This is a genomic window from Yoonia sp. I 8.24 (assembly GCF_022096995.1).
Taxonomy (GTDB): domain Bacteria; phylum Pseudomonadota; class Alphaproteobacteria; order Rhodobacterales; family Rhodobacteraceae; genus Yoonia.
Genome location: NZ_JACXGQ010000001.1, coordinates 278,792 through 291,232, shown reverse-complemented (window position 1 = coordinate 291,232; position 12,441 = coordinate 278,792). Strand labels below are relative to the sequence as shown.

The following is a 12,441-nucleotide window of genomic DNA, read 5'->3' as shown; positions in this document are numbered from 1 at the left end:
TGTTGGGAAAGTAGGAGAGGTGGTTTTGCGAGGCGTTTACCGAATAACCACTTCATCCGCCCGGATCAGCCCCAGCACGTCGCGTGCTTGTTGGTCGAGCAGGTCAAGGTCAAGGTAATCGTCCGACAGGCGAGAGGTGAGGTTTTCCATGCGCCCCACCTCTGCCTGAAGGATTGCCAGTTCTTGTTCTAACGCTGCGCCCTCCGCACGGATCTCGATACGTTTGAACAGGCCGTAATCACCCTGCACAGCGGCAAAGGTAAAATACAGCCCAAGCATCAAAGCGCCGAGGAAATACAAAAGGGTGCCCATTTGGGGGCGGTGACGTCGGAACATGTGCTTGCCTCAGGTGCCATCTCTTGGGGGATAGCTGCGGGCAGAATCGCACATCTGATTCGCAATGTGAATCCCCTATTTTTCACAAATAGGGGATAATCACAGGGTTTGGGCAGATTTATGCCTTGCCGCGATAGATATCCATCAGCTTGGCCAGCATGGCGAGCGCATCTTTGCGGTCGCGTTGGAACGAATTGCGTCCAATGATGGACCCGTTACCGCCGCCATCGCGGATCGCACGTGCATCATCATTGACCGCATCCGCCCCTTTGGCCGCACCGCCTGAGAACACCATCAAACGACGTCCGGCCAATGCGCTATCGACGCAATGTTTGACCCGTGCTGCTTGGGTGGAGATATCAATGCCTTCCGCCTCATAGACCTTTTTGGCCTCTGGCAGGGACAGGTGATCCGTCGATAGTTTGATCTTGATAATGTGCGCACCCAATAGCCCAGCGATTTGTGCGGCATAGGCGGCGATATCAATGGCGGTTTCGCCGTCTTTATCCAAGGATTCTCCGCGGGGATATGACCAGATCACCGTAGCGATGCCTTTGGCGGCAGCTTCCTTGCGCATTTCGGCGATGTCGCTGAACATGTTCAGCGCAGCGGATGATCCGGGGTAGATGGTGAACCCGATGGCCGACGCGCCAAGGCGTAGCGCGTCATCAACCGACGCGGTGATCGCTTGGGTTTTGGGGGCAGGGTCAGGGATCAGGGAATTGGCAGAATTTACCTTGAGGATTGTTGGGATTTGCCCCGCAAAGGTGTCAGCGCCAGCCTCGAGCATCCCCAATGGCGCCGCATAGGCGTTTAGCCCGGCGTCAATCGCCAGTTGGTAGTGGTAATGCGGGTCATAGGCGGCCGGGTTTGGCGCAAAAGAGCGCGCAGGCCCGTGTTCAAACCCTTGGTCCACGGGCAAGATGATCATCTTACCGGTCCCACCCAATTTCCCGGCCATCATGATACGCGCAAGGTTCGCCTTCACGCCGGGTGTTTCACCCTCGTAGTTGGCAAGAATACGTTGGACGGCTTTGGTGGTTTTCATGGTGCAGACCCCTATGTTGCTATTCGCTAAAGGGGCTTTAACACCTAGAATGTGGGGGGCAATGACGGTTGCGCTAACATACCAGATGTTTGCGTTAACATCATGTGGATAGTCAGTATTTTCCGAAATCAATCGAATTTTGGTGAAATGTTGGCCCGCAGAAACCCGCGGGCCAACTTGCTTATTCCGTAACTAGATAGCGCCCCGGAAGGTCGGCGCTGATCCAATCTGTGACCGCCTGTTCTTCGACTTGGGCCGAAAGCGCATGCCAAGCCTGCGCCACTTCCGGTCCCCGTGCGCCAAAACGTGCGATGATTTCATTGCGCAGCGATGCCGCCGCGATATCGCCTGCGGCCTCCGCCAACAGCGCATAGTAATAGGCGCGCGCATAAGACCGGGCTTGGCCCGTGCCCGTAAGATAAGCCAATGACAGCGCCCGCAAATCACGCGGGTCATCACCGGTTACCATTTCCAGTGGCGCCACAGCACCCACTGATGTCAGGTACCGATCTTGCGCTGCCAGCACGGATTGCGTGGTCATCCGCGATTCAAGCTTGTCGAGCAGCCCAATCGCGCCCGGCTCCGCAGCGGCGGCCGCAATCAGCGCGTGGCGGTAGGCATTTGGCACGTCGCTGTCTTGTTCTGCGCGCGCAAGCAGCGCCGCCGCCGCACCTGCCGTTTCAGGGGTATCAAGTAGTGGTTCCAAAAGCCCCGCAACCATTGACGTGCTACGCGGTACGCCGTTTCCGTCAAGCAACGCAGTCGCAAGCGCAATCCTTGCGTCGGGTGAGAGGCTGTCGGGTGTTTGGATTGCGGCCAGTGCATCAAGGCTCAGAATTTGCGAGCGTGCCATTGGTGCAGCACGGACCTGCAACCCAAGCCCCGCAATCAGATCAAGCGGGTCGGCGTACATTTCAGGTTCAAGCGTGATGCCGTTATCGGGTAGGGTGGCTTCAATGGTGATTTCGCCAGGATCGGTGACATAGGCCTCGACCTGGGTCATCAGATCCGCGACGAAACGACGTTCAACCGCCCCAAGCGGGCGCAGCCCGTCTTGGCTCAGCGCTGAGGATATGGCTTGCGTGCCCATTTCGCGGATCATCACCGGATCGCGCAGGTTTTCGGGCAGTACTTGCGAAACCGCCGCCCAGCCGCCGTCATCCTTGAGCGTCGCAACCGCGCGGGTCACACGCACGGCAGGTTCAGCAGGGATGCCGTATTGGCCCAACCGGGGCAAGATCGTGCCCGATGCGGAGTAATCCAAAATGCCAAACCCGTTGATCGCAATCGTGCTGTCCACCGCTGTGGCCCCGGTCGCATAGGTATAAGAGGCGCGCATTTTGAACTGGTCAATCGGCATATCACGGTAGCCAGCCGTGCGCAGGGCAACCGCCACGTCTCGCTCAAAACAAGCCAGCGTTGCATGGGCGCCGATCAGGTTCATGTCGATCTCTGCCTCGGTTTGGAACGGGCTGGTGAAATCGCTGGACAGTGTGACCCGGTCGATCAGAATCTCGCATTGCCCAGCTTGGTCATAGGCCAACTGGGGGCGCGCGACGATCCCCGAAAGCGAGACAATCCCGCGCATCGGGTCAACCGTCATATGGTCGTACTGCAATTCCATCTGTGTGCGCAGCGCGGAAATACCTGTGTGCGCAATCGCAGTCGCGATCCGGTCAGGGCTAAAGAATTCGCCAAACGTGACCTGCGGATCACGGTCTTGGGCGGCAGCGGGCGCTACGGCCAATAGTGCAAGCGCCGCTGTTGTTGACAATGGTGTAAATTTTTTCATGGTTATCTCCTATGTAGATGTATGTAATTGAACGATGTTCACAAATCAAGTGATTTATTCACCGTAAGTGGAGCAATGCGCGCAAGGTGACCTTTTCAATACAAATTGGAACGTGCTGGGTAAGCGCATCAGTACGCAGCTAGCCAGGCGGCATAGCATACACGCATCGCCGAAAGGTCGAAAATCAACACGTTAAGCGGTGACACAGGAATTTTTGTGTGGATGTCCGCATTGCGGACTTAGTTGCCGTTCCCGATTGTGCGCGGTCTCAAGCAAAAATGGCCATCGACAACACCCAAAAGAAGATTTTGCTCTGGCTCCCACCTCCCATCTTGAATGACGAAGTTGCGCCCACCCATCTCCCAAATCGCTGCTGAAGGCACATCAGACTTCCAATGTGCTCCCCAACTGAAGAAGTTGCGTTTCTCAGACAAAACCGTTCCATCCGAAGCTTTTGAGGTGGACTTGATCACGTAGAGAAGAACCGTGATTTGAGTTGGACTAGGCGATGTCAAAAAGTCCGCAAGAATTTTACTCTTTGCGGCGTTCGACATTTTTACGTTGTTTCGGGGCAGAAAAGTCATGGTAGAGCTTCTCTATTCAGGACACCGAAGACAAGTCAAATGCTAAAGCAGTGATAGACACAATGGGCTCGTAGCCGCCGTTCGCTTACATTTGCGTAACGGCAGCTACGCGGCTTGTGATGTTCAGACCCCAAGTGCCGCAACGCCGGGTAGGGTTTTGCCTTCCATCCATTCAAGGAACGCGCCGCCTGCGGTTGAGATATAGGTGAAATCATCCGCGTGATCTGAGGCGTTGATTGCTGCGACCGTATCGCCGCCGCCGCCGACTGAAATCAATGCGCCTGCGTTGGTTTGTGCGGCGATCACGTCAAGAATACCAAAGGTCCCAGCATGGAAAGGTGTGAGTTCAAACACCCCCAACGGTCCGTTCATGATCAAGGTCTTGGCGCTTTTCACGACGTCATTGATATAGGTAACCGTTTGTGGGCCTGCGTCGAAAATCATCGCGTCATCAGGGCAGTCAGTCGCCGCGACGGTTTCATTCGCGGCGTTTGCTTTGAATTCGCGCGCAATCACCACATCACGGGGCAGGATGATTTCGCAGCCAGCGGTTTCCGCCTTCGCCAAAATTTCGCGTGCGGTGTCCGCCAAATCATGTTCGCAAAGCGATTTGCCGACGTTGATTCCTTGGGCTGCCAAAAACGTGTTCGCCATGCCGCCGCCAATCACGAGGTGATCGACCTTACCAACCAAATTGCCCAACAAGTCCAGCTTTGTCGATACTTTCGCACCGCCGACAACGGCAACGACAGGGCGGGCAGGGGCGCCAAGCGCCTTTTCCAGCGCGCCCAATTCTTCGGCCATCAAACGGCCTGCGCAAGACGGAAGCAGCTTTGCAATGGCTTCGGTGCTGGCGTGGGCGCGGTGTGCGGCGGAAAACGCGTCGTTCACATAGATATCTGCAAGGCTGGCAAGACGCTGGGCAAAGCCTGCGTCGTTTTTCTCTTCGCCGGGGTTAAAGCGCAGGTTTTCAAGCAACAAAACATCACCCGCGTCCATTTCCGAGACGGCCTCGGCGTAGTCACCATTCACAAATGTGACGGGCAAGCCCAGCACGTCTGATACTGTGGGCGCGATGATTTCGAGCGACATCTCGGGCACAACCTGCCCTTTGGGGCGGCCAAAATGCGCCATCAAGATCACCTTGCCTCCTTTGGCTTGGATGTCATCAACGGTGGCTGCAATCCGATCAATTCGGCTTGTGTCCGTGACCACGCCATTTTCGACAGGCACGTTAATATCGACACGCACCAAAGCGCGTTTTCCGGCGAAATCCATGTCGTCGAGCGTTTTCCAAGCCATGTGAAAATCCTTTATGGGTCAAGTTTCACGCTTTGTTGCGGTAATTGGCGCGTCACGTCAACCAGACCCGCTTGGCATTTTGAGCGCTTGGTCCTATGTCAGTGGGCAATATAGCTAACAGGAGCCCAAAATGGCCGATATCAAAGATCCAGAAAACACAATTATCATGACCTTGTCCGGTGGCGACGTGACCATCGCGCTTTTGCCTGATGTCGCACCACAGCATGTTGCACGTATGAAAGAACTGGCACGCGCCGGTAAATACGACAACGTTGCGTTTCACCGTGTGATCGATGGTTTCATGGCGCAGACAGGCGATGTGGCCAACGGCAATATGGAAGAAAACTTTGACATTGGCCGTGCGGGTACTGGTGGTTCTGACCTGCCTGATGTGCCAGCTGAATTCTCCAAAGTGCCACATGCGCGTGGGTCATTGGGCGCAGCACGTTCACAAAACCCAAATTCTGCGAACAGCCAGTTCTTTATCAACTTCAAAGATAATGATTTCCTGAATGGCCAATATACCGTTTACGGCCAAGTGATCTCTGGCATGGAACATGTGGATGCGATCGTCAAAGGCGAGCCACCGATGTACCCTGACCGTATGATCAGCGTGAAAGTCGCTGCCGATGTTTAAGCTCGCAACGCTTTTTGCCGTCGTCGCTGGCCCTGTGCTGGCTGCCGGGCTTGAGATTGACGTCGCAGGCGAGGCCAATGGCACGATTGTTATCGACCTGTTTGAAGAAACCGCACCGCTGCACGCAGCGCAGATCACTGCGATTGCTGAATCGGGCCAGTATGATGGTGTTGTTTTTCACCGGGTGATTGATGGGTTCATGGCCCAGACAGGTGACGTGCAAAACGGTCTTTTGGGCAGTGATTTGTCCATGGCTGGTACAGGTGGATCTGAATTCGCGGACATCCCTGCTGAATTCACTGACCAACCGTTTGAGCGTGGCATTGTGGGCATGGCGCGTGCGCAGAACCCAAACTCTGCAAACAGCCAGTTCTTCATCATGTTTGAACCCGGCTATTTCCTGAACGGTCAATACACTGTTGTCGGCGAAGTCACCGCAGGCATGGAGATCGTTGACGCGATCAAACGTGGGGCTGGTCAAAACGGTGCTGTCATCGGACAGCCTGACGTCATGCAAGCCGTCCGCGTGACCGAATAAACAGCGACGCGCCCCCTCACATCTGCGCGAGGGGGCTCGTGCAACGCGATGACTTCGGTCACCCTTGACCTGAACAGGGAGGACCATCATGCGTATTTTTACGACGATCACCGCATTCTTTTTGGCCGTGCAAAGCGCCAGTGCCAGCCCAGAGTTCTGGGCGCACGAATGGCCAGACACTAATTTTTCAAAAACGACTGTTGAAAACTGGGTTGAAATCCTTTCGGGCGGCCCACCCAAAGACGGTATTCCCGCGCTTGATGATCCGCAGTTTATCGCGCTGGCTGCAGCGGATTTACCTGTAAATGAACCTGTGATCACTGTTGATATTGCTGGCGAACCACCACGTGCCTATCCCGTTCGCTATCTCATGTGGCATGAAATTGTGAACGATCAGATCGGCGATATGCCGGTCGCGGTCACGTTTTGTCCGCTTTGCAATTCAGGTATTGTGTTTGATCGACGTGGACCCACAGGCACGTTGCGTTTTGGAGTCTCGGGCAAGCTGCGCAATTCCGATATGATCATGTATGACCGCGAAAGCCAAAGCTGGTGGCAGCAGGCCACGGGCACTGCCATTGTCGGCGATCTCACAGGGGCACAGCTACAGGCTTTGCCTGCGTGGATGGAAAGCTGGGACAGCTTCCGTACGGCCAATCCAGAGGGGCGGGTGATGGCAGAGCCGGATTTCAACCGAAACTATGGCACCAACCCCTATGTCAGCTATGACAGTTCGCACCGGCCATTTTTGTATTCGGGTGAATTGCCACCCCATGATATTCCAGCGCTCGCACGTGTGGTGCGGATCGGGGATAAGGCGTGGCCGCTCAGCCGGATCGCGGCGGCGGGTATGCTGACCGAAGAGGGGATCACCCTGACATGGGCCGCGGGCCAAGCGTCTGCGCTCGATGGTGGGACGATCGCGCAAGGGCGCGATGTTGGCAATATTCGGGTGCGTGATGCCGCTGGTAATGACATCGCACATGATGTCATGTTTGCCTTTGCATTTCATGCGTTTTGGCCTGCAGGGAAATGGATGATAAACCCCGGTTAACACCTTGACTTTACAGGGGCATCGGCAAAGGGTGCCGCCATGGAACGAAAATCTCAGATTGATACATTTGGCGCCGTCGCGCTGACCGGGTTTGCGCTGTTTTTGGCGTTCAATCAGGTGGTAATCAAAGTCACAAATGGTGGGTTGCAGCCCGTGTTTTTTGCAGGCTTGCGGTCTGCTGGTGCGGTGGTGTGCCTGTGGGCCTATTTGCACTGGCGCGGGATTCCGATCCGCTTTGAGCCGGGCACACGCATGGCCGGTTTTATCACAGGGGTTTTCTTTGGATTTCAGTTCCTTTGCCTATTTGTGGCGCTTGATCTGACCACCGTCGGGCGCTCCGCCGTGATCTTTTACTCGATGCCTGTTTGGCTTGCGATTATCGCGCATTTTGTGATGCCCAATGATAAGATCACCGCGCTCAAGGCCGTTGGGCTGGTGTTCGCGATGGCGGGTGTCGCTTGGGCGATTCTCAACCGCGGCGCGGGCGAGGCAAGCATCTGGGGCGATATCGCAGCCTTGGGCGGTGCGCTGTCATGGTCAGTGACCGCGATGATGGCCAAAGCGTCACCGCTTGCGCGGGTGCGCCCTGAAATGCAGCTTTACTGGCAAGTTCTTGTTTCTGCGCCGATATTGCTGATCGCTGCCTTCTTTTTTGGGCCGTTCATCCGCGATATCGGTCCGATCCACATCGCTGGGCTGTTGTTCCAAATCGTGATCGTGGTCAGCGCAGGCTTTGTGTTTTGGCTATGGCTCTTGTCGGTTTATCCGGCCTCTGGGGTTGCGTCGTTCAGCTTTTTGTCGCCTGTGCTCAGCGTCGGTTTGGGTTGGCTCTTGTTGGATGAACAGGTTGGATTTGACCTGATTGGGGCGCTGATGCTGGTGGCGATTGGAATCGTATTGATTAACCGCCCGGCTAAGTCCCGCAAAACGTCCGGGTGACTTGCTCTGCCGATGTTGGCGGTGTCGCATAGCGGGCGGTCGCCTGTGTCAGCGGTGCAAAGGGCTGTGTGACCGCACCAAGCATTGCATGAAACGGCGCGAAATCACCTGCGACTGCGGCTTGAATCGCGGCTTCAACCTGATGATTGCGCGGGATAATTCGCGGGTTCGCCCCGGCCATGATCGCCGCAAAATCATTCGACCTGCGCGCTTTCCAATCTACTGCCCACGCGTCAAACGCTGCCCGGTCAATAAACTGGTCGCGGGCGGTATCGCTGCCTAGATGTGCAAAAACACCCGTGAAATCGGCGCGCTCGGATGCCATGAGATCAAGCAAGGTTTGGATCAGCCCAGTGTCTTCGGGCGTTGGGTCGAAGATCCCGATTTTCGCCGCAAAAACCGCGCGCCATGCCGCAAGATAGATGTCGCCAAAGCGATTCACGGCTGCCGTGAACTGTTCAATTGCGGCGTCTTGGTCCGGCATGAGTGGGATCAGTGATGTGGCGAATTGCGCCATGTTCCACGCGCCAATCTGCGGTTGGTTCGCATAGGCATAGCGGCCTTGGCGGTCAATCGCGCTGAACACTTGGGAGGGATGAAATCCATCCATAAAGGCACAGGGGCCGTAATCAATCGTCTCGCCCGCGATAGATACATTATCGGTGTTCATCACGCCGTGGATAAACCCAAACCCCATCCATTGCGCAATCAACTGTGCATAGCGTGTGATCACCTGATCCAACAGCGCCGCAGGGTCCGCGGCTGTCGGGTAATGGCGTGCGATCACATGATCGGTCAGCGCACGCAGTGCCACTAGGTCTTGGCGGGCCGCGAAATACTGAAACGTCCCGACCCGGATATGGCTTTGCGCGACACGGGCTAAAACCGCGCCCGGCAGCAGGGTTTCACGCGCGATGTCTTGGCCCGTCGTCACAGCGGCCAAAGCGCGGGTGGTTGGCACACCCAACGCATGCATCGCCTCTGACACTAGATATTCGCGTAGCACTGGCCCAAGCCATGCACGCCCATCGCCACGGCGCGAAAACGGGGTTTGTCCGGAACCCTTAAGCTGGATATCGCGGCGCAAGCCGGCGTGATCGATCATTTCACCCAATAGCACCGCGCGGCCGTCGCCCAATTGTGGGTTCCATTGGCCAAATTGATGCCCGGCATAGGCCTGCGCAATGGGCGCGGCCCCTTCGGGGATCGCATTGCCCGCGAGAATCGCCAGATCAGGCGCGCCTTGAATTCCCAGATCATCGGCTAAGGCTTGATTATAGCTGATCAGCACGGGCGCAGGCACCGGGGTTGGTGGCGTGGCCACATAAAGCTGCGCAGGAAGATTTACATAGCTGTTATCAAACGGGATTTTCACAAGCGTTCAAGCCTATCCGCGAGCAGCGCATAAAACCCTTCGGCGTCCAAGTCACCGATGAACAGCGCATTGGGGGCGCGGTCCGTGACCCGCCACCAATCCGCAACGGTCATGCCAAGGGTCAGTTCAGATTCTGTCTCAATCTCAACATTGATATGGCGGCCCGTAAACAAAGTGGGGTCGATCAAATAGGCAATCGTACAAGGGTCATGCAGCGGCGCGCCCTCTGATCCGTATTTTTCCATATCAAACCGTTCAAAGAAATCGGTCCATGCGGCAACCATATCACCGATCTTGGTGCCCATCGCGCGAAATGCGTCGATGCGGGCTTTGGTGGTGAGCGCCTTATGCGTCACGTCCAAGGGCATCACGACCAGTGGCACACCGGATTCAAACACAATTTTGGCGGCTTCGGGATCAACGTAGATGTTAAATTCGGCAGCTGGGGTGATGTTGCCGCCTTCAAAACAGCCGCCGCCCATCAGCACGATCTCTTGGATTCGTGGGATGATGTCGGGCGCCTTTTCAAATGCGGTCGCGATATTGGTGAGCGGTCCAATGGGGCAGATAGTTACTGTGCCTTCGGACTCATTGCGAAGGGTGTCAATAATGTAATCAACGCCATGCTGCGGTTGCAGGGGCATTTTCGGATCGTCCATCTGCGGCCCATCAAGCCCGGTCTTCCCATGCACATGTTCGGCAGTGACCAATTTGCGGTGCATCGGCGCGTCACAGCCCGCAAAGACCAAGGTGTCGGGTTTTCCCGCAAGTTCACACACAATGCGCGCATTCTTTTCGGTCAGCGCCAAGGGCACATTGCCCGCAACGGCGGTAATCCCAAGCAGATCAATATCCTCGGGTGAGGCAAACGCCAAAAGGATGGCCACCGCATCGTCTTGGCCGGGGTCCGTGTCGATGATGATTTTACGCGGTGCCATGTGAATTCCTGATCCTGTTTTGCGTGCAGACTGTCGTCTTAGCCCGGCAGGGGCAAGGGGGCGATTGTGATCTTTTGGTATCGTTGGGCCCGCAGGTGACAGGATTTTTACTTTGTTTCTGTTGCAAAGATGGTAAGTCGGGGCAGGGCTCCCCATATGGCAGTCAATAAACAACATACGCATTTACCCGTAACGGAGATTGAAGATGACACGCGCGACATCACCTCTCAAACCAGCCACTATTTTATTGGCCCTTTTTGCATCACCGGCACTCGCCCAAGACCCAAATATCGATATCAATGGCGACGGGATGTATAGCTATCCTGAACTCACTGCGGTGCTTCCTAATTTGACCGACGCAACGTTCGAGGTGCTTGATACCTCTGGCGACGGGCTGCTGAACGCATCTGAAATCGCCAATGGGCAATCAGCGGGTCTTTTGCCGGGCTAGTCCGCAATCAGCTTGGGCTGCATGAATGCGGCCCGGTCACCGACAATATGAATCTTGAGAAGTAGCCGCGGCATGGTTTAGACATGCCGCGGTTTTCTTTGTTCGGTTTTCAACAGATACAGCGTTCACAATATCGGGATTTACGCGTGACGGCGTTACCTTGCCAGATTTGCTAGGTGAGGGTGGTGGTGTCTGGCTTATTGTTTCTTGTGGGGGTTTTGGGGCGAATTTTTGCAATTATTGTTTCCACTTTTGGCGCAATTGTGCTGGTTTTCGCGGCTGGTCCGTTTGATCTGGTCCTGCGCAATCGTGGCGTTCATGCCTTCTGGTGAAGGCAACATCGCCTTCTAAATATCCATGAAGGAGAACTAAAATGACGATCAAGAAAACACTGGTGGCACAAACTGCCTTTGCGCTTGCGCTTGCCGTTCCCGCGTTCGCACAGGATGCCGCGATCGATGTCAACGGTGACAGCATGTATAGCTATGCTGAATTAGCAGCCGTGCTTCCGGATATCACGGATGACGAATTCATTGCATTGGATGCGTCTGGTGACGGGCTCCTTGACGCCGCAGAAATCGCAGCGGGCCAAGAAGCAGGTCTTCTGCCTAGCTAAGCAATTGCGCCGGGTCAGGGGGCTGACCCGGCGCGTTTTCTCAGACAGCACCACGCGAAAGCGCCGCGACACCCGTGCGCGCAATTTCTTGCAAGCCGAGCGGGCGCATCAATTCCGCAAAGGCATCGATTTTTTCAGGCGTACCTGTGATTTCAAAAACAAATGATTCCAACGTGCTATCGACCACATTGGCCCGAAAAATATCTGCCAAACGCACGGCCTCAATGCGGTTTTCACCTTTGCCGGACACTTTGAACAGCGCCAACTCGCGTTCCACGGATGGTCCTTCAACGGTCAGATCATTCACCTTATGCACATCGACGATCCGACCCAACTGCGCTTTGATCTGTTCGATAATCTGCGGCGTACCAGACGTGACGATTGTGATGCGCGAGCGGTGCCCAAGGTGGTCGACCTCGGCGACGGTCAGGCTGTCGATATTATAGCCGCGCCCGGAAAACAGCCCGATCACGCGGGCCAAAACACCCGGTTCGTTTTCAACCAGAACGGCCAGCGTGTGCCGTTCAACAGTGTCGGAATAGTTGGGCCGTAGGTTGTAGGCTGAGTGGCTTGTTGCGCCTTTTTTGATTTTTAGTGCGGACATCTTATTTCCAATTCAATTTTCAATAACCTTATGACTTCGTTTACATGTTCCTCTTGAGGTGAGGTCATTTTGAAGCGTTGAAGTAGGTCAATAAAGCTTTCGAGATCGCTAGGTTTCAAGTCTTCAGCGTGTATTGCGTTTAGGCCGTGTTCATAGGGGCGAAAAATCTCGTTCCAGAACTTTTCCTTTTCTTCTTTAGAAGCAAAGGTTTCTAGCTCAGCCATCAC

15 protein-coding genes are annotated in these 12,441 nt (G+C 55.3%); 6 read left to right on the top strand and 9 right to left on the bottom strand.

Features of this window, described 5'->3' with window-relative positions; genetic code table 11:
- Positions 1-36: 36 nt before the first annotated feature.
- The 5 genes from Yoon_RS01490 to pgk form a co-directional block, all read right to left on the bottom strand.
- Positions 37-336, bottom strand: a complete 300-nt coding sequence (locus Yoon_RS01490) for a septum formation initiator family protein (protein WP_238109510.1) — start codon at positions 334-336, stop codon at positions 37-39.
- A 118-nt stretch (positions 337-454) separates the two neighbouring features.
- Entirely contained in the window at positions 455-1,384 is a 930-nt protein-coding gene (locus Yoon_RS01485) for a class I fructose-bisphosphate aldolase (RefSeq protein WP_238109509.1), read from the bottom strand.
- 181 nt (positions 1,385-1,565) lie between these two features.
- Positions 1,566-3,176, bottom strand: a complete 1,611-nt coding sequence (locus tag Yoon_RS01480) for a hypothetical protein (RefSeq protein WP_238109508.1) — start codon at positions 3,174-3,176, stop codon at positions 1,566-1,568.
- A gap of 239 nt (positions 3,177-3,415) precedes the next feature.
- Positions 3,416-3,760: a hypothetical protein gene (locus Yoon_RS01475; RefSeq protein WP_238109507.1), complete on the bottom strand. Its 345-nt coding sequence runs from the start codon at positions 3,758-3,760 to the stop codon at positions 3,416-3,418.
- Between the two features lie 123 nt (positions 3,761-3,883).
- Entirely contained in the window at positions 3,884-5,062 is a 1,179-nt protein-coding gene (gene pgk / locus Yoon_RS01470) for a phosphoglycerate kinase (RefSeq protein ID WP_238109506.1), read from the bottom strand.
- Positions 5,063-5,192: 130 nt separating this feature from the next.
- Here pgk and Yoon_RS01465 point away from each other — a divergent pair, with 130 nt between their 5' ends.
- The 4 genes from Yoon_RS01465 (at position 5,193) to Yoon_RS01450 (ending at position 8,230) form a co-directional block, all read left to right on the top strand.
- Positions 5,193-5,699, top strand: a complete 507-nt coding sequence (locus Yoon_RS01465; protein WP_238109505.1) for a peptidylprolyl isomerase — start codon at positions 5,193-5,195, stop codon at positions 5,697-5,699.
- Entirely contained in the window at positions 5,692-6,237 is a 546-nt protein-coding gene (locus Yoon_RS01460) for a peptidylprolyl isomerase (RefSeq protein WP_238109504.1), read from the top strand. The genes Yoon_RS01465 and Yoon_RS01460 overlap by 8 nt, the downstream gene beginning before the upstream one ends.
- A gap of 88 nt (positions 6,238-6,325) precedes the next feature.
- Positions 6,326-7,291: a DUF3179 domain-containing protein gene (locus Yoon_RS01455; RefSeq protein WP_238109503.1), complete on the top strand. Its 966-nt coding sequence runs from the start codon at positions 6,326-6,328 to the stop codon at positions 7,289-7,291.
- Positions 7,292-7,330: 39 nt separating this feature from the next.
- Entirely contained in the window at positions 7,331-8,230 is a 900-nt protein-coding gene (locus tag Yoon_RS01450) for a DMT family transporter (protein ID WP_238109502.1), read from the top strand.
- On the opposite strand, the gene Yoon_RS01445 is transcribed toward Yoon_RS01450, so the two are convergent.
- Positions 8,205-9,605: a protein adenylyltransferase SelO gene (locus Yoon_RS01445; protein ID WP_238109500.1), complete on the bottom strand. Its 1,401-nt coding sequence runs from the start codon at positions 9,603-9,605 to the stop codon at positions 8,205-8,207. The two genes, Yoon_RS01450 and Yoon_RS01445, sit on opposite strands and share 26 nt — an antisense overlap.
- Positions 9,602-10,543: a nucleoside hydrolase gene (locus Yoon_RS01440; RefSeq protein ID WP_238109498.1), complete on the bottom strand. Its 942-nt coding sequence runs from the start codon at positions 10,541-10,543 to the stop codon at positions 9,602-9,604. Before Yoon_RS01440 ends, Yoon_RS01445 begins: the two co-directional genes overlap by 4 nt.
- Before the next feature lie 205 nt (positions 10,544-10,748).
- On the opposite strand from Yoon_RS01440, the gene Yoon_RS01435 reads away from it, so the two are divergent.
- Both Yoon_RS01435 and Yoon_RS01430 read left to right on the top strand, forming a co-directional pair.
- Positions 10,749-10,994 (top strand): hypothetical protein, encoded by a 246-nt coding sequence (locus Yoon_RS01435; protein ID WP_238109496.1) that lies wholly within the window; start codon positions 10,749-10,751, stop codon positions 10,992-10,994.
- A gap of 373 nt (positions 10,995-11,367) precedes the next feature.
- Entirely contained in the window at positions 11,368-11,610 is a 243-nt protein-coding gene (locus tag Yoon_RS01430; protein WP_238109494.1) for a hypothetical protein, read from the top strand.
- Between the two features lie 40 nt (positions 11,611-11,650).
- Here Yoon_RS01430 and ilvN read toward each other — a convergent pair whose 3' ends face one another.
- Both ilvN and Yoon_RS01420 read right to left on the bottom strand, forming a co-directional pair.
- The gene (gene ilvN, locus Yoon_RS01425) at positions 11,651-12,214 is read right to left on the bottom strand and encodes an acetolactate synthase small subunit (protein WP_238109492.1); all 564 of its coding nucleotides are present in this window, start codon (positions 12,212-12,214) and stop codon (positions 11,651-11,653) included.
- The gene (locus Yoon_RS01420; RefSeq protein ID WP_238109490.1) at positions 12,202-12,438 is read right to left on the bottom strand and encodes a hypothetical protein; all 237 of its coding nucleotides are present in this window, start codon (positions 12,436-12,438) and stop codon (positions 12,202-12,204) included. The genes ilvN and Yoon_RS01420 overlap by 13 nt, the downstream gene beginning before the upstream one ends.
- Positions 12,439-12,441 lie beyond the last annotated feature (3 nt).

What these genes read in the sequence shown, in the direction of transcription:
- Yoon_RS01420 (WP_238109490.1), bottom strand. Translation starts at nt 12,438, where the DNA reads ATGGCTGAGCTAGAAACCTTTGCTTCTAAAGAAGAAAAGGAAAAGTTC.
- Yoon_RS01485 (WP_238109509.1), bottom strand. Translation starts at nt 1,384, where the DNA reads ATGAAAACCACCAAAGCCGTCCAACGTATTCTTGCCAACTACGAGGGT.
- Yoon_RS01450 (WP_238109502.1), top strand. Translation starts at nt 7,331, where the DNA reads ATGGAACGAAAATCTCAGATTGATACATTTGGCGCCGTCGCGCTGACC.
- ilvN (WP_238109492.1), bottom strand. Translation starts at nt 12,214, where the DNA reads ATGTCCGCACTAAAAATCAAAAAAGGCGCAACAAGCCACTCAGCCTAC.
- pgk (WP_238109506.1), bottom strand. Translation starts at nt 5,062, where the DNA reads ATGGCTTGGAAAACGCTCGACGACATGGATTTCGCCGGAAAACGCGCT.
- Yoon_RS01455 (WP_238109503.1), top strand. Translation starts at nt 6,326, where the DNA reads ATGCGTATTTTTACGACGATCACCGCATTCTTTTTGGCCGTGCAAAGC.
- Yoon_RS01440 (WP_238109498.1), bottom strand. Translation starts at nt 10,543, where the DNA reads ATGGCACCGCGTAAAATCATCATCGACACGGACCCCGGCCAAGACGAT.
- Yoon_RS01475 (WP_238109507.1), bottom strand. Translation starts at nt 3,760, where the DNA reads ATGACTTTTCTGCCCCGAAACAACGTAAAAATGTCGAACGCCGCAAAG.
- Yoon_RS01460 (WP_238109504.1), top strand. Translation starts at nt 5,692, where the DNA reads ATGTTTAAGCTCGCAACGCTTTTTGCCGTCGTCGCTGGCCCTGTGCTG.
- Yoon_RS01435 (WP_238109496.1), top strand. Translation starts at nt 10,749, where the DNA reads ATGACACGCGCGACATCACCTCTCAAACCAGCCACTATTTTATTGGCC.
- Yoon_RS01490 (WP_238109510.1), bottom strand. Translation starts at nt 336, where the DNA reads ATGTTCCGACGTCACCGCCCCCAAATGGGCACCCTTTTGTATTTCCTC.
- Yoon_RS01480 (WP_238109508.1), bottom strand. Translation starts at nt 3,176, where the DNA reads ATGAAAAAATTTACACCATTGTCAACAACAGCGGCGCTTGCACTATTG.
- Yoon_RS01465 (WP_238109505.1), top strand. Translation starts at nt 5,193, where the DNA reads ATGGCCGATATCAAAGATCCAGAAAACACAATTATCATGACCTTGTCC.
- Yoon_RS01430 (WP_238109494.1), top strand. Translation starts at nt 11,368, where the DNA reads ATGACGATCAAGAAAACACTGGTGGCACAAACTGCCTTTGCGCTTGCG.